General features: G+C 69.0%; 15 protein-coding genes. 1 reads left to right on the forward strand and 14 read right to left on the reverse strand.

What is annotated here, in order from left to right; genetic code table 11:
* Positions 1–5: 5 nt before the first annotated feature.
* The 4 genes from BLU09_RS33725 to BLU09_RS33740 all read right to left on the reverse strand — a co-directional run bounded on the left by BLU09_RS33725 (position 6) and on the right by BLU09_RS33740 (position 8,228).
* Positions 6–1,550 (reverse strand): hypothetical protein, encoded by a 1,545-nt coding sequence (locus tag BLU09_RS33725; RefSeq protein ID WP_090494944.1) that lies wholly within the window; start codon positions 1,548–1,550, stop codon positions 6–8.
* Positions 1,551–1,711: 161 nt separating this feature from the next.
* Complete coding sequence (locus BLU09_RS33730; protein ID WP_090494947.1) at positions 1,712–5,536, reverse strand: serine/threonine-protein kinase; 3,825 nt, start codon at positions 5,534–5,536, stop codon at positions 1,712–1,714.
* A gap of 15 nt (positions 5,537–5,551) precedes the next feature.
* A complete protein-coding gene (locus tag BLU09_RS33735) occupies positions 5,552–7,408 on the reverse strand; it encodes an OPT family oligopeptide transporter (protein WP_167371216.1) in 1,857 nt (618 codons plus the stop codon).
* A 16-nt stretch (positions 7,409–7,424) separates the two neighbouring features.
* Positions 7,425–8,228: a MerR family transcriptional regulator gene (locus tag BLU09_RS33740; protein WP_090494953.1), complete on the reverse strand. Its 804-nt coding sequence runs from the start codon at positions 8,226–8,228 to the stop codon at positions 7,425–7,427.
* 55 nt (positions 8,229–8,283) lie between these two features.
* Here BLU09_RS33740 and BLU09_RS33745 point away from each other — a divergent pair, with 55 nt between their 5' ends.
* Entirely contained in the window at positions 8,284–8,772 is a 489-nt protein-coding gene (locus BLU09_RS33745) for a GyrI-like domain-containing protein (RefSeq protein ID WP_090494956.1), read from the forward strand.
* 125 nt (positions 8,773–8,897) lie between these two features.
* On the opposite strand, the gene BLU09_RS33750 is transcribed toward BLU09_RS33745, so the two are convergent.
* The 10 genes from BLU09_RS33750 to rpoC all read right to left on the reverse strand — a co-directional run bounded on the left by BLU09_RS33750 (position 8,898) and on the right by rpoC (position 19,396).
* Complete coding sequence (locus BLU09_RS33750) at positions 8,898–9,920, reverse strand: carbohydrate kinase family protein (RefSeq protein ID WP_090494959.1); 1,023 nt, start codon at positions 9,918–9,920, stop codon at positions 8,898–8,900.
* The gene (gene recO / locus BLU09_RS33755; protein WP_090494962.1) at positions 9,917–10,651 is read right to left on the reverse strand and encodes a DNA repair protein RecO; all 735 of its coding nucleotides are present in this window, start codon (positions 10,649–10,651) and stop codon (positions 9,917–9,919) included. Before recO ends, BLU09_RS33750 begins: the two co-directional genes overlap by 4 nt.
* A gap of 9 nt (positions 10,652–10,660) precedes the next feature.
* Positions 10,661–11,047, reverse strand: a complete 387-nt coding sequence (locus BLU09_RS33760) for a helix-turn-helix domain-containing protein (RefSeq protein ID WP_011553135.1) — start codon at positions 11,045–11,047, stop codon at positions 10,661–10,663.
* A gap of 22 nt (positions 11,048–11,069) precedes the next feature.
* Entirely contained in the window at positions 11,070–11,831 is a 762-nt protein-coding gene (gene tgl / locus BLU09_RS33765; RefSeq protein WP_090494965.1) for a social motility TPR repeat lipoprotein Tgl, read from the reverse strand.
* Positions 11,832–11,868: 37 nt separating this feature from the next.
* Entirely contained in the window at positions 11,869–12,336 is a 468-nt protein-coding gene (locus BLU09_RS33770; protein ID WP_011553133.1) for a hypothetical protein, read from the reverse strand.
* A gap of 32 nt (positions 12,337–12,368) precedes the next feature.
* Positions 12,369–13,058, reverse strand: coding sequence for a hypothetical protein (locus BLU09_RS33775; RefSeq protein ID WP_244172269.1), 690 nt, complete (start codon positions 13,056–13,058; stop codon positions 12,369–12,371).
* 129 nt (positions 13,059–13,187) lie between these two features.
* Complete coding sequence (locus BLU09_RS33780; protein ID WP_011553131.1) at positions 13,188–13,928, reverse strand: lytic transglycosylase domain-containing protein; 741 nt, start codon at positions 13,926–13,928, stop codon at positions 13,188–13,190.
* Entirely contained in the window at positions 13,925–14,275 is a 351-nt protein-coding gene (locus tag BLU09_RS33785; RefSeq protein WP_090494969.1) for a phasin family protein, read from the reverse strand. Before BLU09_RS33785 ends, BLU09_RS33780 begins: the two co-directional genes overlap by 4 nt.
* Before the next feature lie 172 nt (positions 14,276–14,447).
* The gene (locus BLU09_RS33790; protein ID WP_090494973.1) at positions 14,448–14,975 is read right to left on the reverse strand and encodes a hypothetical protein; all 528 of its coding nucleotides are present in this window, start codon (positions 14,973–14,975) and stop codon (positions 14,448–14,450) included.
* A gap of 209 nt (positions 14,976–15,184) precedes the next feature.
* Entirely contained in the window at positions 15,185–19,396 is a 4,212-nt protein-coding gene (gene rpoC, locus BLU09_RS33795; protein ID WP_090494975.1) for a DNA-directed RNA polymerase subunit beta', read from the reverse strand.
* Between the last annotated feature and the right edge of the window lie 89 nt (positions 19,397–19,485).

Consider the following 19,485-nt stretch of genomic DNA (forward strand, 5'->3'; position numbering starts at 1 on the left):
AGGGCCTACTTCTTCCGAGGGAAGGGAAGGGGCAGCTCCTCCCCCGTAGGCAGCGGCTTGACCGTCCCCGAGGTACGCCCGCAGGACTGGGTGCGCATCTCCTTCGCCACCGTGTCACACGGGGCATGGAGGTAGGTGGTCACCGACTGCTTCCACAGCACGTTGTCATCGTCGTGGCACGCCTCGTAGTCGCCATCCCTCGGCGTGAGGGGCCCATCCAGGATCTCGCACTTACCGGCCACGGGCGGACTGAGGGACGTGAAGCAGGACCCCGTCACGCGCGCGGCACAGTTGGAGCCCGACGAGGGCAGCGCGCAGACGCGGTTCGCCGCGTACGCCGCCCCGCTCGACCAGGCCGGGTCGTAGCAGGAGAACATCTTCCGGTAGATGGATCCGCGCACGATGACGTCGGCGCCCACCACCACGTACCGCTTCTTGTCCCCATCCCCCATTTCCACGACGTCCACCTCCGCCCCCAGCTCGTTCGGCAGGAAGATGTTTCCGTAGAATGCGCCCTCGCGCACGGAATAGACCTGCTGCTCGGACAGGCCATAGGTGGACGCGGAGTCCGGATACGCCTCGACGTTCGCCAGCCATTCCACGGTCGTGCTCGAAGCTGGCGCGGTCATCACGCTGTAGTAGCCCCCGGCCGGGCAGGTGAAGGAGACCACCGGCACGGCGGGCGACCCCGCGCAGCTCCCTGTCGCCTCGCCCAGGTTGCGCGCGTCGAGATGGTCACACCCCGCGATGCCCTCGCACACCCGCAGGACCGTGGGCCCATTCACACTGGAGCCCACGATGGGAGACAGCCCCACGCAGGACAGCGGACCACCCGCCCCCACCACGACGGCCGTGGAAGGCGTGCAGCGGCCAACGCCATCTGGCGTCCAACCGCAGTCACGCTGCTCGCCTGATTCGCCCAGGACACAGTCCCCGAAGCTGGCCAGCGCATTGCCCGTGATGGGGACGTGCGTGGCCGGGCGCGTCTTCGCATCCAGCGTGTAGATGTTGGGTCCCGACGCGTAGAACTGGTGCTCGCCGCGCATGGACAGCTCCACGCGCCGACCCTCCGCGTTGTTGCGCGCCAGCACACAGGCGGAGACGCGCTCCAGGCAGCTCCGGCTCGGCGGGGAATCAGCCCAATCCGGGCAGAGCCCCGCCTGTCCAAGCCATTTCCGGATGCCGGGGCTGGGCTCCCGCGGGTCGTAATAGGCAACCTCCTGTTCGACCGTCAGCGCGCAGCCCACCAGGTACTCCATGAACCGCTGCGCATTGGGGTCATGCAGCCGTCGGCGCGTGTTCGCGTCGCCCAGCGTGGGGTGGAACAGCTGCACGAGCGCCGAGGTCCCCAGCAACAGGTTGGAGTCGGCGTTGGTGGAGATGGCGTTGAGCACCAGCGCCTGCGTCGTGAGCGAGTTGGCGATGCGAATCTCCGACGCCTGCGCCCCTACCGTGGGCGTCTCCTCTTCATGAGGCCCGGTTCCGCAGCCCGACAGGGCGAAAAACACGAGCGAGGAAACCGCCAACAGGCGAGGCGAACCAAGGGCCATGAGACGTCCTCCAAGAACGACGGAAGGAAGGAGAGCTGCCTCCCAGCAAGCATGTGCCGAGCCAGCCTGGGAGGTTGTATGCGGTGCCATGAGAGCAGATCTCCACGCAGCATTCGCGTAGCGCTTCACGTCACACTGCCACCGGACAGTGACATTTCTCGCTACACGTCGAAAAGGGCAACCCGCAGGGATTCCAGGCGGGCTCGCCACAGGGGAGCGCCCTCCTCCACCGCGCGCTCGGCCCGGACCACCCAGGTGCGCGCCTCGTCGGCACGTCCCGCCTGGAGCGCGCCCCGGGCGGCCTGGAGGAGAATCTCCGCCTTCTCATCCGCTGAAGCCAGGGTGTCCGCGTCGTCCGCCAGGGCCAGCCACGCCTCCCGCGCCGAGCCGCCGCCCCGTGCATCCTGGACCTGTAGCTCCACCAGCCTCCGCATGACGGCCGTGGGCGGCAGCGATTCAGGCGGACAGTGGGCGTCAATCCACCGGAGCTGCCGCGTCGCCTCCTCCAGGTCGCCCAGCGCGGCGGCCAAGCGCGCGAGCAGCAACGCATCCACCGGGACGGGGTGCTCACGGAAGAAACGCACGCCCAGCTCGTGAACACGCCGGGCCAGCGGCAGCGCCTCCTCCAGACGGCCTTGCATGTAAAGCACCTCGGCGAGGTTGAAGGTCGACCAGCGCTCCACCTGCGCATGGCCCAGCTCCCGTCCCAGCGCCATCGCGCGGCGCAGGTCCTCTTCCATCCGAGCCACATTCCCCAGGCGCAACCACAGCAACACACGGTTGATGAGCGTAGCGGCCCGGTGCAGGGCGTCCCCGGCCTGCTCGCAGCGCAGCAGTGCCATGTCGAAGCGGGTCGCGGCTTCGTCGGTCCGGTCCAGGAACGTGAGCGCCGAGCCCAGCAGCGCCAGCGACACCACGAGCGTCTCGTGGTCTTTCGCCCGCTCCGCGCCTTCCACCACGCCGGTCAGAACGCGCACGGCGGCGCCCCACTCCCCCAGCCGGACGTGGAGCCGGCCCCGGGCCAGCGAGCAGCGCAGGGACAGGCGAGGCTCATCCAGCCGCTCGATGCGCTCCAGCGCCTCACGTGTACAGGCCGACGAACCCTCCACGTCCTCCATCCAGTCGCGGGCGGTGGCTTCCTCCAGCAGCAACTCCACCTGCTGGGCCTCGTCACCGCAGGCCACGGCCAGTGCCCGCGCGGCGCCCAGGTCCGCCAGCCCCTCCCGGAAGCGCTGAAGCCGGTGACGGACGCGCCCACGCCCCGACAACGCCAGGGCCCGGCGCTCCACATCTCCCTCCGGCAGCAACGCGAGCGCGCGCGTGTAGTGCTGCTCCGCCTCGACGGACAGGTGCGCACGGCGCGCGGACTCCGCGAGCGAGAGGAATGCGGTGATGGCCTCCGCATGAGCACCACAGGCCGCGGCGTGGTGGGCCCAGCGACGGCGCTCGGCCATCCCGTCCCGGGGCGTGGCGCGCAGCGCCGCGGCGTGGAGGACGCGACGTGAGGAAGCCGGCAGCAACGCCTCCAGCGCCTCGCGCAGCAGGGGGTGACGGAAGGCGAAGTGGCCCGGGGCCGTGGGCCGCAACAGCCCCGAGCGCGCCAGCCGCCGGAGTCCGGCCCCCGCATCAAGCGACGTCACGCGAGCCATCTCCTCGCTCGGCTCCAGGTGTCGCAGGGCGGCGTCCACGCGGGACACCTCCACTTCCGTGCCCAGCACCGCGCAAAGCCGCGCCAGGATTCGGTGTGCCGCGGGGAGCCCGGCCAACGCCCGCGCGGCGAGTCGCTCGAAGAGCGGCGTCACGGAGACGTCCAGCAACGCGTCCGGCGCGATGTACCACCCGCCTCCTGGAGACGCCCGCAGGGCCCCCGCGGCCCGCAGCGCGCCCGCGAGCTCCACCAACGACAAGGGGACACCCTGCGCCAGTTGCTCCAACCGCGCCAGCACCGGCTCGGGGACGTGCTCGGCGGGGCGCAGCAGGTGCAGCAACAGGGAACGGCTCGCCTCGGGCGTCAGCGGCGGCAGTGCGATTCGCGCGACGCGAGCGCTGCGCTCGCCCAGGTGCGGTCGCAACCCGAGCAACGCGGGCCTCGCGGCGATGCAGACCCAGAGCGGTGCACGCACACCCGCCAAGGTGGCGACCTCCAGCGCATCCAGGCTGGTGGGGTCCGCCAGGTGCGCGTCGTCGATGAGCAACACACGAGGGGCCGCCTGCGCCTGCCGCTGGAGTCCCTCGGCGAGGCAGCGCGCGGCTGCGTGTCGCTCATCCGCGAGTGGAAGCGTGGGTGCCTGGACAACACGGGCCGGCTCGGCGGTGGCCCGAAGCGCGTCCAGCAGCGACTCCGAGGACGCGGCGTCCGGAGAGGGCGCGCGGAGCCGCACCACGAGGCACCGCCCCGCGGCCTCCAACCGGGTGGACAGTGCCTCCAGAACGCGGGACGTGCCGTGCCCCACGTCACCCGTGAGGACGCACAGCCCTGGGACACCCTCCTCGATGCAGCGCGATGCCTCGGCCTCCAGCGCCGCCAGGACGGCATCGCGGCCCGACAGGGGCGGTGCATCCGCGGAGGACGTGGCCGCGCCCCCGTCGTGCAATCGCAGGCGCGCGCCGTCGGGCGAGTGCTCCGTGGCGCCCGGCCCCAACCTGGCCGCGGCGGAGGCAGTGACGCGCGCTTCTCCCAGGGCGAGGTCTTCCGGCCACCAGTCTCCTGCGGACTCCAAGGCAGGCCCCGCGACCCGCGTGGTCGTGGCGCCCGGAAGAACGTGCAGCCGCGACAGGTGCAGGACGGTGGCGGCCTTGCCCTCCTCCATCAGCTTGCGCGCCACCAGTGCGCCTGCGCGAAGGTTGGCCTCGGCGGACAGGGACTCGGAGAACACGACCAGATAGCCCCGTGCACTGGCGCGCGCGAGCGTGCCGCCCTGAGGCTCGAAGGTCAGCCGAAGCACATCGACCGAGATGTCCGCGCGGACGCCCAGCAGCGCGCCCCACCGCTCGCCGGCCCCCGGCCCGGACGACGTGGGCACCGCGGCGGGCGCGCCCTCCGGCGGAGCCATGGACAGGGACTGGGTACACGCGGCATCGAAAGCGGCGAGCACATCCGAAGCCCGCGAGAAACGTTCGGAGGGCGCCTTCGCCAGACACCGCGACAGCACCGCGTCGAGCGCCGTCGGCACGGGCGCGCGCTCCGACACCCGGGCGGGGCGAAGGCTGACGTGCCCGTGGCGAATCTCCTCGGCGCCGCCGATGAAGGGCGGCGCGCCAGTGAGCAACTCGTACAGGAGGACGCCCAGGGCGTAGACATCCGCGGCAGCGCCGGCCTCGCGCGCGTCCAGACACTGCTCAGGTGCCATGTAATACGGCGTGCCCAGCCGCTGCCCCACGAGCGTCAATACCTCGGACTCCGGGCGCTCTCCGTCGTCAGGTGCGCCGAGGAACCGCGCGAGCCCGAGGTCCAACAGGCTGAGCGCCCCACCCTCACGCAGGAAGATGTTCTCCGGCTTGAGGTCGCGGTGGGCCACGCCCACGGCATGGACGCGCTCCAAGGCGGCGCAGAGGCCCCTGAGCAATTCGCGCACACGGGGCACGGACGCCGCGCCCGAGCCCGGCAACGCCGCCATCCACGCGGCGAGCGTCTGGCCATGCAGCCGCTCCATGACGAGGAACGGCCGCCCTCGGACAACCCCCGAGTGGTGGAGCGTGGGCGTCGTCGGCGCGCCGATGCGGCGGAGCGCGGCGGCCTCCCGGGCGAAGCGCTCGCGGTGAGGCGGCCGTCCCACCTTGAGCGCGACCTCACGGCCATCCTCCTCGCGGTAGGCGGTGAAGACGTGTGAGAAGCCGCCCGAGCCCAGCAAGGCCGCGGGGCTCAAACCTGGCACGTCCGGGAGCGGAAAGGGCTCGGCGTCAGGGCCAGGCGACGAAGCGCGCTGGCCATGCACAGGACACACCGCGCCGGTGGCGAGACGGCGGTGGCAGACCGGACAGCGCATGGGGTGAATCGAACGTTACCAGAGCGCCTGGCTCAGGACGATGACAACCCCCATCAACCCTTCGCCCGCGATGAGGCCGGCGGCCAGCGTCACCACCCGCCCCTCCTGCGCCCCTGGATTCGCCCTGCGGGCCAAGGCCGCCGCCACCCCGCCCAGGAAGAACCCCAGCGCGGTGGACGCCGGCAACAGACAGGCCAGGCCCATGCCCAGGGGAGACGGCACCCAGTGTCGCACCCGTTCGGGAAGCAGTCGCTCCATCAGCGTGAGGACAGCGGCGGCGAGCGCGGCCCAACCGAGCGCCGCGCGCGTGCCCGGCTCCAACCCCGAGAGGCCCGAAGCCAGCACCTGGGCGATGCTGGCGGTGACCGTGGCGGCGGGCGCGGGGAAGCGCTCGCCCCCCAGCGCCGAACGGTCCGGCACCAACAGGAAGAACAGCGGCACCACCGCGGCGGCTCCCACCGCGCAACCCACGAGCTGCGCCAGGAACACGCGGCGGGGATGGGCCCCCAGCAGGTGTCCCGTCTTCACGTCACTGAGGAGGTCCGCCGCGGACGACGCCGCGTTGACGGTGATGCCCGCGGTGGCAAGGTTCGCCTCCACGTTGCGCGGCAGCAGCACGCCATAGGTCATCTGCGTCACCTGCCCCAGCGGGCCCACGGGCGTGACATCCGTCTCCCCCGTGACGCGGCAGGCGATGAGACACAGCACGAATGACAACGCCACCGCGAGCGCGGCGTGTGGCAGCGGAACGCCAAAGCCCACCTTGGCCACGGCGAGCGTGGCGGGCGTCAACACGACCAGCCCCGCCAGCAGCCAGCGTCCCGGCACCTGAAGCGCGTCCACCGGATGGGGCGCCACGGAGGGACGTTTGAAGAGTCCCTTCAATGCGCGCCCCAGGACGCGGCCCTCCAGCGCGAAGTGCAACAACGACGCGGTGGTGAGCGCCGCCGTCCCAGGCCAGAGACTCCAGGCGAGGAAGTCTCCCTCTGGAAGCAGCAGCCCCGAAGCGAACACGCGTGGTGCCACGACTCCGTGGATGAGCAGCGCGCCCAGGAACCAGGACGCCGTGAGCCGCAGCCCCAGCAGCGCGCCCGCGCCCAGCGGAAGCAGACTCGTCTCGAAGCCGAAGCCCAGGCGCTCCAGCGACATCCCGCTCAGCGTTCCGGGGAAAGGAAACACGTAGGGAAGGCGGCCCAGCCCATCCCGCACCAGGGTGACGAGCGCGGCGATACCTCCCCCCAGGCCCAGCATCGACAGCCGCGGACGGGACGACGCGCCCGTGGTGTGAAGCGCACGGATGGTCGCCGCCGCGGCCGTGCCCGTGGCGAACGGAAGCTGCTCATGGTCCACCAGCTTGCGCTTGAGAGGCACCGCGAAGAGCACGCCCAGCGCGGACAGGAGGAAGGTCCATGCGAGCAGCGCCCACCCGGGGGGATGACTGCCCGTCGTGAGCAACCACGCGCCCTGAACGGACACCAGGGCGCCGCCCGTCGCATAGCCCGCGGACGACGCCACGGCCTGCGCGGAGCACGTCTCCAGCGGCGAAAGCGGAGCACCCGCGACGCCCGGCGCCACGCGCCGCATCGCTCCGTGTGCCGTGTGCGCGAGCAACGCGGCGGTGATGGCCACGGGAAAGGCCACGGCCATCTTCAGGCCCGCATAGAGGTTGGTCGCGCAGGTGACGGCACCAATGCCACTTCCGAGCAGCACCGCCCGCAGGGTGAGCTGCGGCACCCGGTCCCCCTGGAAGACCTCGCGCAGCCAGAAAGTGTCCAGGGCCTCGGGGGAATCCCCTGGGATTCGCAGCAGCGTCAGCGGTGCCTGCGCCGGTGTCACTTCCTCGGAGGCAGCTTGGGGGACGGACTGAGACATGGGCCGCTCCATCTTTTCATTCCGGGGCCATCGGGGACGAGCCCCCTTCCCCATTCGCCACCACGGGACGCAGGCGCTGTACGCCCAGCATCAGGAGGTACCGGTCAGCGACACCGGGCAGGTAGCGCTCCAGGTGGAGCCCATCGGGACGGAATCCCAATTCGGCCAGGAAGCGGAACACGCGATGCGCGGCCTGGTCATCACGGACGGCGCACTCCAGCGTCGCGAACAGGGTCGGCGCCATCTCCTGCCGCCGGCTCCCGGGAGGCAGCCGCCTGCGGGGTTTGATGCGAAAGCCCACCTCGCCCAGGAGCTGCCCGTCCACCACGTCGAGCGTGCGGACGTACCCACTCGTCAGCACGGGGATGCCGCGGCGCTCGAGTTCCTTCTTCCACCCCGGCACCGCGGCGCGGAACGCCAGGGGCCCCGGGGGAGCAGTGACGGGGAACCACACGAGCACGGACGGCTCGACCCAGTGCTCCAGATGGACCCGCGGCCCCGACGACGCGCCGAGCCCCCGGAGGTACTGGTCGGCCAGTTGGAGCGAGAGCAGCCGCGCGGACAGGTCCTGCCGCCACGACAGGAGCATCGTCTCGCGCGCGCGTGCGTCCTTTCGGAGGAACTCACGGATGGCGGAGAGGGAGATGCCCGCGGCGCGCAGGCTACTGATGAAGCGTGCTTCACCGACCTGCCCGGGAGAATAGGCGCGGTAGCCATTCGCGCGCCGTGCGGAGGGCAGCAGCAGGCCCTTGCGCTCATAGAAACGCAGCGCGCTCGGTGCCAGGCCACATCGGTCCGCGAACTGGGAAATCGTCAGCATCCGGCGGCTTTCCCCTTGAGGTTGAACCAGCTTCAAGGTGGAGGGTTCGGAAACCATGAACGTTTCCATCGTCTCCCGAGGAGAAATCAAGCTGGTGGGCATCAAGGTGGTCGGCCGGCGCAGCGAGCTGAGCCACCGCGTCCCGCTGGCGTGGCTGGAGCTCCTCTCTCGCCTGGATGGACTGCCCGGAGTGGTGGACCGCGACGTGTTCCATGGCTGCGTGCCGGGCAGCGACCACGAGCAGCCGGGCGATGACCCCGTCTACCAGTACTGGGTCACCACCGAGGTCCGAGGCCTCGACGCCGTCCCAGAAGGCCTGAAGACCCTGACGATTCCCGCGCGCGACTACGCCATGACGCCGGTGCTGGGCACGGTGGATGCCATCAACGCGGCCTACGGCCGGCTGGCGAATTGGCTTCAGTCGGAAGACAGGCGCTCAGACCCTGCCGCCTACGTGCTGGAGCGATACGACCAGCGTCGACAGCCCGTGACCCCGCCGTACGAGCGCTTCGACTACGAACTGCTCACACCCCTGGCGCCCTGAGCGACGTCTCCCAGTCACCGTCAACGAGGAGCACGAGCGCGGGCATCGAGCAACTGCCCGCGTCAAACCATGCGCACGACAACAGACGACTGTTCGTCGGACGCGACGACACCACCGTCACAGCGCTATGCGCGCGACCTGTCCGGACGCGACGGCATGACCTGAGCCAGCACCTCCGCTCGGGGAAGCCCCTCCACCGCACCGAGCTTCTCCACGACACGGGACCCGACCTCACACGCGAACGTGGCCAGCGCCACCAACTCCTCACCGGTTGCATCGCGCAGCGCCTCAGCGCCGCCGAACCAGCGCACCAGCCCCTGCAGCAGGCCCGCGACGAAACCATCGCCAGCACCGGTGGTGTCGACGACGCGCGTCTGGGGCGCCGCGACGTGGATGCGCTCCCCCTTCCATTGCAGCAGCGCGCCACGCTCGCCCAGCGTCACCACGGGCAGCGGCACGCCCATCGCGGCCAGTCGCGTCAGCGCTTCGTGGGGCACCTCCGTCCCGGTGACGAAGCCAATCTCCTCTTCGGAGAGCTTCACCACGGTGCACAGCGGCAGCATCCGCGCCAGCAGGCCCTTCAGGAGAGACGTGTCCTCCCACGCATGCAGCCGCAAGTTGGGGTCACAGCTCACGATGAGCCCCGCGTCGCGAGCCAACCCCAGCATCCGCACCGCGGCCTCCTGCGCCTCCGGCCACTGGAGCGAGTTGGAGCCGCAATGCACCGCCTTCGCCCCCGACAGGAACGCCGCGTCGACATCCGCGTGTCCCAGCAGGAACTCCGCGGAGCGTGTCCGGAAGAAGGTGAAGCTGCGCTCGCCCTTCCCATCCAGGGAGATGAACACCAGCCCTGTGCGAGCCTCCGCCGTCTGGCGCAGGTGACTCACGTCCACGCCTTCCGCCGCCAATCGCTCGCGAAGGAAGTGACCGAACTCATCCGCGCCCACCACGCCCAGCATGGCCGGACGCAGCCCCAGCCGGGCCAGCCCCACCGCGACATTCGCCGGCGAGCCACCGGGGCACGGATGCCACGCGGGGACGTCGCGCACGCGGTGCCCTGAAGCCGCCGGGAGGAAGTCCACCAACGTCTCACCAAAGCACACGACATCCAGCGGCGGCATGCGCCCCTCGCTTCCGAACTTCGTCAATCCAGGCCCACCTGGGCCATGAAGTCCACGCTCTTGAGGCGGCGACCCAGGTGATGGGCAATGAAAACGTTGAGCAGGCCGCGAGCACGCGCGCGCAAGTCCGGCGGCAGCGGCGTGCGCGCCCCTTCCTGGAGAGCGCGCAGGCCCGACAGCAGCGCCACCGGCACCGCCACGGACTCGCGAGCACGGGCTCCACACGGCTCACACACCGCGCCGCCATGGGCCTGGTCGAAACGAGGCCGCTCACCCGGAGCGCCGCCACACAGCGAGCACGAATCAAACCGAGGCATCAACCCCGCGTGCGCCAGCGCGGACAGCTCGAAAGCCAAGAGCGACGTGGGCCCGGCCTCCTTCGCATCCAGTCGCGTCAGGTACGACTCCAACAGGGCGAACAGCTCCGGCTGCGGCTCATGGTCCCGCGTCAGCTCGCGGCACAGCTCCACCGCGTACAAGGCCCGGGCAATCAGGGACAGGTCCTCGCGCGCCGCATAGAAACCCGCGACGATGTCCGTGCCGTCCAGCCGCACCGTGCTGCCGCGCGTCTCCACGATGTGCACGCGAAGCCGCATGAACGGCTCCAGCGCGCCGGCGAAGCGCCGCTTGCTCTTGCGTGCGCCCGCGGCGAAGGCCGTCAGCTTCCCATGCTCGCGCGTCAGCAAGGTGACGAGCCGGTCGGACTCGCCATAGTCCACCGAGGACAGCACGAGCGCGTCGTCGTCGTATCGCTCCATGGAGATGCTTCAACGCGCGAGCGGATTGGGAAGCTTTCCGCTCAGCACCAGGAACAGGTACACGCCCAGGAGCAGGGCCGCCAGCAGCACGGACAGCCCCACGTAGGCCCGCTTGCGCCGCTCCTGCTCCAACTGCACGGGAGATGGCGCCGGGACGGACTTGTCCACCTCCTCGTAGCGCAGCACGGCCTCTTCCGGAGACATGCCGATGACCTGCGCGTACGCGCGGATGTAGTTCACCACGAAGATGCGCGAGGGCAGCCGTTCCACCTGACCGGCCTCGAGCGCGGTGATGAGCGTGGGAGGAATCTTGGTCTCCCGCGCGACGTCGTCACGCGAGAGCCCTCGGAGCTCTCGCTGCTGGCTCAGGTATTTGCCGAAATCGACGTGGTCCACGGGTCCCCAGATACCCAACGCGCTAGAGCTTTTCCAGCAGCCTCCGGCAGTCGTCCTTCAGCACCTGTTCACCAGCTTTCGCCTTGGTCTCACAGGTGGCGAAGGCTGCCTTCGCCGCATCGACCTGCCCCAGCTTCGCCTGGCAGACGCCCTCACGCATGTACGCTTCCGCCACATCCGGGCAATTCTCGCGGTAGTGCGTGAACTGGCGGCACGCCTCGGAGGTGCGCCCCGTCTCGTCGTAGATGAGGCCCAGGTTCTTGTAGCCCAAACAGAAGTTGGGGTTGGTCGTCACCGCGGCCTTGATGCTCTCCACCGCGCGGTCCGGCTCGCCCTTCTTGTAGTACGCCCACCCCAGGTTTCCCTGGGCGATGAAGGGCGTCGGGTAGAGCATGTCGTTGAGGACCAGCTCATAGAGCTTGATGGCGTCGTCGTAGCGGCCCTGGTCCAGGTGCACGTTGGCGAGGTTGGTGCGCGCCTCGGAGAAGTCGGGGCGAACCTCCAGCGCCTTGGTGTAGTGCTTGACGGCCTCGTCGGGACGGCGAAACGCCAGGTGCAGCAGGATGCCCATGGCGTTGTTCGCGTCGGGGTAGTCCGGGTCGTTCTTCAGCGACACCTGCAGCTCGCGCAGCGCCTCCTGGAGCTCGCCGGCCTGCTGGGCCTGCAATGCCAGGTCGTAGTGAATCTCGGCGCTCCGCTTCTCCTTCTCCGTGGGCGTGTGGGAACAACCGGAGGACACCAGCAGCAGCGCGAGCGAACAGGACGCGTTGGAAAGGCGGAACATGGGGAGCGGCTCTCGACGAGGGTGAGGGGGCGGTGACTCAGAAGGCGGCCAGGAAGCGGCCCAGGGTGGTGGTGACGTTCTTCTTCTCCTCGGCGCGCGCAACCACGGCGGGCACGAGCGTCGGGTCCTTGAAGAACACCGGCAACGTCTTGAGCTGCTCGTCCTGCTGCTCGGGGGCCATCGCGCGCCAGTTGGCGTCGTCCATCATGAACCCGAGCGACTCCACGAAGGCCAGCGCGTCCCCCTCGTCATCGCGGTACTCATCCGCTGACACGTTGCGCCGGCCGGACAGGTACACCGCGCAGTCCGCGGCCTCCGCCAGGTACAGGTACACGAAGACAGCCGCGGTCCCCTGCCCTCCCCGGAGGCCCACGACAAAGGCCTGCGCCGGTCCGGCCTGCTTGCCCGGAATGGCCACGTGCGGCGCGTTGAGGGAGGTATGCAGCGCCAGGATTTGCTCCCGCGTGGCGGGCAGCCCGCGGTAGCGCTCGTCGAGGTTGAACACGGTTGTCTCCGTTACCCGAAGCCCCACACCCGTCAGCGCGTGGTGAGGGTGAACTCCTGCGTCGCATCCTGCGTGTCCGCCGCCGTCTTCTGGAAGCGGAGGATGGGATTGTCGATCATCACGTTCCCGCCGCCCTCGTTGCCCTCGCCAATAATGACCCGAAACACGTGGGCAGGCGAACTGCTGCGCGCGTCCCCGGCGTTTCCCTTCCGGGCGATGAACGTCACCTTGTTCGCCCCCGGCCGCAGGTTGCGGGTGATGTCCACCACCACCTGGTCCTCGTTGCCTCGCAGCTTGCGCAGCCACGTGGAATTGATGAACACGTCGATGTCGTACCCCGTCATCCCCGGCACCGTCTGCTCCGTCACCAGCCAGTAGCGCTGGGTGAGGCGCCCGGGGGCCGAGGGCGCGCCAGGCGCCTGCTGCGCCACGGGAGGCGCCTTCGCGGCGGGGGCGGCCGGCCCCGGGGCGGCGGGCGCCGGTGCCTGGGGTGACGCGGCGGGGGCCGGAGGCGTCACCGCCGTCACACGGGCCGCGTAGCCCGGCGCGTCGATGTGCACGTTCCCGGCCTCGTCGATGCGGACGGTGGCCTTCTCGAACTTCTGGTTGGTGACGCCGTCAATCTTGACGCCGTTGAGGAAGACGGAGCCAGCGTGCGCCCCGAACGGGGCCAGGGCCAGGGCGGCGGCAAGCGCGGCGCTGGGGAACAGGGGGTTCTTCATGCGGGTCACTCCTGAGAATCTCCAACAGTCCCGGGCACTTGGAACGCTTAGCGCACCCGGCGGGACGGAACAAGGCGCGCATACACCCCGTTGGAGCGTCCCAGTCGCCCGGAGATTCACCCCACCCACTCAGGGCATGGGCTCGGGAGGCACCTCGCGCTGCGCCAAGGCCCAGTCTCCGCCCAGCCCGTGGCCCTCACGGAAGCGCCGGAAGTCCCGGCGGACCGCGCGCGGATAGCGCCGGAAGCGCTCCAGTTCGCCCTGCTTGATGGCGTTGCGAATGCGGGTGGGGCCGGCGTTGTAGGCCATCAGGGCCAGGTCCAGGTCCCCACCGAAGCGCTCCTGTAACGAGCGCAGGTAGCGGATGCCCAGCCGCACGCAGAGCGCGGTGTCCGCGGTCACTTCCTCGCGGGACAGGCGCAGTCCTTCCTTCTCCGCCAGGAAGTGCAGCGTGCTCGGTTTGATCTGCATCAACCCACGCGCGCCCTTCACGGAGACGGCATCTTCCGTGAAGTCCGACTCCACGTCGATGATGGCCAGGATCAGCAGCGGATCATACGCGAGCCGCCCGGCCTCCTCGGCGATGGCCTGGATGAGCTGCCGGCGCAGCGTCAGGCCCAGGTCCGGGGCCCGGCGCGCCAGCACCGCGTCGATGAGCGACGCCTCGGGGGAGATGACCTCCGCCGCCACGACGCCCGGGACGACGGGCTGCACCGGCCGCTCCTCCAGCAACGGCACCAGCCGCGCCGACACGACGAGCGCCGCCCCCGCGAGCAGCGGGAGCCGGGAACAACCCGAGCTGAAGGCGTGGAGACGTTCGAAGAGCCGCGTACCGAAAGACCTCCCGCCCGAAGGGGCGGGAGCTTTCACTTCCGGTGCTCCAGGGCCTGGATGCGCTCGGCCAGCTTGTCCAGCCGGGTTCCAAACGCCGCCAGCTCCTCGCGGCGGGGCAGCTTCATCTTCATCAGGGCCTGGCGAACCCGCTCTTCCACGTTGTGCTCCAGGTCCTTGCGGTGGCCCACCAGCCGCTCACTGAACTCCCGGGCCTGGCGCTTCACCTCGTCCTGGCTCCAACCCGCCACCGCGGCCACGCGCTGCACGGCCCGTGAGGCTTCTTCCTCGGCCGTGTTCACCGCCAGCAGGGCCTGGCTCCAGAGACGCTCGAACGTCTCCGTCACGGAGTGCTTCTCTCGGGGGGCCTCGGGCTTGTTGTCCATGGGGTCTCTCCGGGAGGTGTACAGGCCAGACGTTCAGGCCCGACCCGGTCGGGGAACGGCCGAAATAAGCACACCCCCGACGTGAAGGGAACGACGGCGATGTGCCTCCCCCTTCTCTTTCGCACTCGGAGAAAGGGAGAGGCCACACTGCCTGTCGTGATTCGACGGGACTTCAGGCGCGCGGCGAGGACGCGGGGCTGCTTGCGGGCTTCGCGCCGTTCACCCGACGGACGGGCTTCAGCAGCGAGTCCACCTTGCGGGACAGCTTCGCCAGCTCCTTGTTGAGGTCCTTCAGCTGCGCCTGGCTGGCCACGCCCACGGCCTCGACGACGCGCGTCTGGATACCGTCAAAGCGCTTGCGCAGCTCGGTGCCCGCGGCGTCCACGCGCCGGCTCAGCTCGGTGCTGGCCTCGTTGGCGCGCTTGCTCAGCTCCTGCACGCGGGGGTCCGTCAGCAGCTCACCGGCCTGGAACTTCGCCCACAGCGCCTGGGCCTCCTTGGCGGCCTCCTGCCCGCGGGACTCCAAGGTCTTCACGACCTTGCCCGCTTCGCCTTCCAGTTCCTCGATGCGCTTCTGCGCCTGGGAAATCTGGGCCTTCAGAAAGCTCTCCACATTCTGCGCCAGTCCGCTCTTCGCAGCGGCCTCGGAGCTCTGAACTTCGTTCTGCGTCGCCTCGGTCTCGGTCTTCGTCGTGGCCATACCGTCCTCCCCTATCCCGGCTTTCGCCGGGCGGTAACCAGGTGCGTCACTACAGCGTTCAACAGTTAACGCAGCGCGCCATAAGCGTCAAGCCAACGACGAGCCCATAACGCGATTAGCCATAAACAAAGGAAAACCGCCGCCCCAGAGAAAGCTCTGGGAGCGGCGGTTGTCTTTCAGCGAACGCTTTAGGACGGCTGGGGCGCGGCTCAGGCCGCGCCGGTCGTCTGCGTGCCTACCGGGCGGGAAGGCTCGCCCAGGGGGCCGGTGTCGCCGTGAGTGGCGGCCAGGGCGGCCTCCATCTCGTTGACCTCGTCGGTGGGGCTCTCCACCGCGATGTCCAGGTGCTTGTAGTTCGGCAGACCTGTGCCGGCGGGGATGAGCCGGCCCATGATGACGTTCTCCTTGAGGCCGCGCAGGTAGTCCACCTTGCCGTTGATGGCGGCCTCGGTGAGCACCTTGGTGGTCTCCTGGAAGGACGACGCGGAGATGAAGGACTCGGTGGAGAGCGAGGCCTTGGTGATGCCGAGCAGCAGCGGCTCGCCAACGGCGGGACGCTTGCCTTCCGACATGACCTTCTCGTTCTCCTCCTCGAACACCCACTTCTCGACCTGCTCGTCGACCAGGAAGTTGGTGTCGCCCACATCGGTGACGCGCACGCGGCGGAGCATCTGCCGCACGATGGTCTCGATGTGCTTGTCGTTGATCTTCACGCCCTGCAGTCGGTAGACCTCCTGCACTTCGTCCACCAGGTAGCGCGCGAGTTCCTTCTCGCCGAGCACCTTGAGGATGTCGTGCGGGTTGGCCGAGCCGTCCATCATCGCCTCGCCGGCCTTCACGCGGTCGCCGGAGTGGACGCTGATGTTCTTGCCCTTGGAGATCAGGTACTCCTTGGCCAGGTCCGTGCGCTGCTCGCCGTTCACCTCGGGGGTGATGATGAGCTTGCGCTTGCCCTTGGTGTCCTTGCCGAACGACACCACGCCGTCGATCTCCGCGATCGCCGCCGCGTCCTTCGGCTTGCGCGCCTCGAAGAGCTCGGCCACGCGGGGCAGACCGCCCGTGATGTCCTTGGTCTTCGTCGTCTCGCGCGGCACCTTGGCGATGACCTCGCCCGGGTGGATCTCATCGCCGTCGTTGACGGTGATGATGGAGCCCTGCGGCAGGAAGTAGCTCGCCGGGTTGCGGGAGCTGGGCAGGTCCATCATGTTGCCGTTGGCATCGCGGATGGTGACGCGCGGACGCGCCTCCGGGTCCTTGGACTCGATGACCGTCTTACGCGACAGACCGGTCACCTCGTCCAGCGCCTCGGACATCGTCACGCCTTCGATGATGTCCTCGTAGCGCACGACACCGCCGACCTCGGTCAGCAGCGGAATCGCGAACGGGTCCCACTCCGCCATGAGGACGCCCGGCTCGATGCGCTGGCCTTCCTTCACGAGGATGCGGGCACCGTAGATGACCTGGTAACGCTCGCGCTCGCGGCCCGAGTCGTCCACGACGACGATTTCGCCGTTGCGGTTCATGGCCACCAGCGTGCCGTCCGTCTTCTGCACGGTGACGAGGCCCGCGAACTTCACGCTACCCGCGTAGCGGTTCTCCAGGCTGGACTGCTCCGCGCGCCGCGTCGCCGCACCACCGATGTGGAAGGTGCGCATCGTGAGCTGGGTACCCGGCTCACCGATGGACTGCGCCGCGATGACGCCGACCGCCTCACCCACGGACACCTTACGGCCGCGGGCCAGGTCACGGCCGTAGCACTCCACGCAGATGCCGCGCTTGGCCTGGCAGGTGAGCACCGAGCGGATCTTCACCTTGTCCATGCCGCTGTTCTCGATGCGGCGGACGCGGTCCTCGTCGATCTCCTCGTTCGCGCGCACCAGCACCTCGCCCGTCACGGGGTCGAGGATGTCATCCAGGGCCACGCGGCCCAGGATGCGCTCGCCGAGCGGCTCGATGATCTCGCCGCCCTCCACCAGGGCGCCGATGAACAGGCCGTCCATGGTGCCGCAGTCGTACTCGTTGATGATGGCGTCCTGCGCCACGTCCACGAGACGGCGGGTGAGGTAGCCGGAGTTGGCCGTCTTGAGCGCCGTGTCCGCCAGACCCTTACGGGCGCCGTGCGTGGAGATGAAGTACTGCAGCACGGAGAGGCCTTCACGGAAGTTGGCCGTGATGGGCGTCTCGATGATTTCGCCGGAGGGCTTCGCCATCAGACCACGCATACCCGCCAGCTGACGGATCTGCTGGGCGCTACCACGCGCGCCCGAGTCGGCCATGATGTAGATGGGGTTGAAGGACGGCTGCTTGCGCGTCTCGCGCTTGCCGTCGCGGTCCCCGGACGTCTCCTCCTGGGAGATCTGCTGCATCATCTCCTGGGCGACCTTCTCGGTGATCTCCGCCCAGATATCGATGACCTTGTTGTAGCGCTCGCCGTCGGTGATGAGACCCTCGAGGTACTGGTTCTCGATCTCCGACACCACCGCGCGCGCCTCGTCCAGGAACACCTGCTTCTTCGCAGGGATGATCATGTCCTTGAGCGCGATGGAGATACCGGCGCGGGTGGCGTTGTAGTAGCCGAGGCTGCGCACGCGGTCCGCGAGCAGCACCGTCTCCTTCTCACCCGTGAGGCGGTAGCAGAGGTCGATGAGGCCGCCGAGCGACTTCTTGTCGAGCACCTTGTTGATGGCGTCGAAGCCCACCGCGCGGGGGACGACCTCCCACAGGAGGACGCGGCCGACAGTGGTCTCCTTGCGCTTGCCGTCGATGCGGCAGACGACCTTCGCCTGGAGGTGCACTTCACCGTGGTCGTACGCGGCACGCACCTCATCCGGCGAGGCGAACACGCGGCCCTCGCCGTTGGCGAACTCGCGGGCGCGGGTCATGTAGTAGATGCCGAGCACCATGTCCTGCGTCGGGACGATGATGGGCTTGCCGTTCGCGGGGCTGAGGATGTTGTTCGTCGACATCATCAGCACGCGGGCCTCCATCTGAGCCTCGATGGAGAGCGGCACGTGCACGGCCATCTGGTCGCCGTCGAAGTCGGCGTTGAAGGCGGCGCACACCAGCGGGTGTAGCTGGATGGCCTTGCCTTCAATCAGCACGGGCTCGAAGGCCTGCATGCCCAGACGGTGCAGCGTGGGCGCGCGGTTGAGGAGCACCGGGTGCTCGCGGATGACGTCCTCGAGGATGTCCCAGACCTCGGGGCGCTCCTTCTCCACCATCTTCTTCGCGGACTTGATGGTGGTGACGTAACCCTTCTCTTCGAGCTTGTTGTAGATGAACGGCTTGAAGAGCTCGAGCGCCATGATCTTCGGCAGACCGCACTGGTGCAGGCGCAGCTCGGGGCCCACCACGATGACGGAGCGGCCCGAGTAGTCCACGCGCTTGCCGAGCAGGTTCTGGCGGAACCGGCCCTGCTTGCCCTTGAGCATGTCGGACAGCGACTTCAGCGGGCGCTTGTTGGGGCCCGTGATGGTCTTCCCGCGACGGCCGTTGTCGAACAGCGCGTCCACGGCCTCCTGCAGCATCCGCTTCTCGTTGCGGATGATGATGTCCGGAGCGTTCAGCTCCTGGAGGCGCTTCAGACGGTTGTTGCGGTTGATGACGCGGCGGTACAGGTCGTTCAGGTCGGAGGTCGCGAAGCGGCCACCGTCCAGGGGAACGAGCGGACGCAGGTCCGGCGGAATCACCGGAATCACGTCCAGCATCATCCACTCCGGCTTGTTGCCAGAGACGCGGAACGCCTCGGCCACCTTCAGGCGCTTGGCGTACTTCTTCCGCTTCGCCTCGCTGGTGGTCTCGCGCATGTCCTTGCGCAGCTCTTCGGACAGCTTCTCCACGTCCAGCGACTTGAGCATCTCGCGGACGGCCTCGCCGCCCATGCCCGTGGTGAAGGAGTCCTCACCGTGCTCCTGGTAGAGCCGGTGCATCTTGTCCTCGCTGATGAGCTCGCCCTTCTGCAGCGGCGTCGCCTTCGGATCGAGGACGATGTAGCTCTCGCAGTAGAGGACCTTCTCCAGCTCCTTCAGCGTGATGTCGAGCAGGTTGCCGATGCGGCTCGGCAGCGACTTGAGGAACCAGATGTGGGCCACCGGCGTGGCCAGGGTGATGTGGCCCAGGCGCTCACGGCGCACCTTGGACTGGATGACCTCCACGCCGCACTTCTCGCACACCACGCCGCGGTGCTTCATGCGCTTGTACTTGCCGCAGTTGCACTCGTAGTCCTTCACCGGCCCGAAGATGCGGGCGCAGAAGAGCCCGTCCCGCTCCGGCTTGAACGTGCGGTAGTTGATCGTCTCCGGCTTCTTCACCTCGCCATGGGACCACTGGCGAATCTTGTCGGGCGACGCCAGGGCGATGCGGATGGCGTTGAACGACAGCGGGTCCTTCGGCTTCTCGAAGAAGTTGAAAATGTCCTTCACGTTGCCTCCGAAATCTCGTTGGGCGCCCCCACATCCAAGGGGGGCCGCCAGCTGATTCGGGCCCCCGCCCCGTTCCGGCCGCGCCCGCC

Origin of the sequence: Myxococcus virescens, assembly GCF_900101905.1 — a bacterium.
GTDB lineage: Bacteria > Myxococcota > Myxococcia > Myxococcales > Myxococcaceae > Myxococcus > Myxococcus virescens.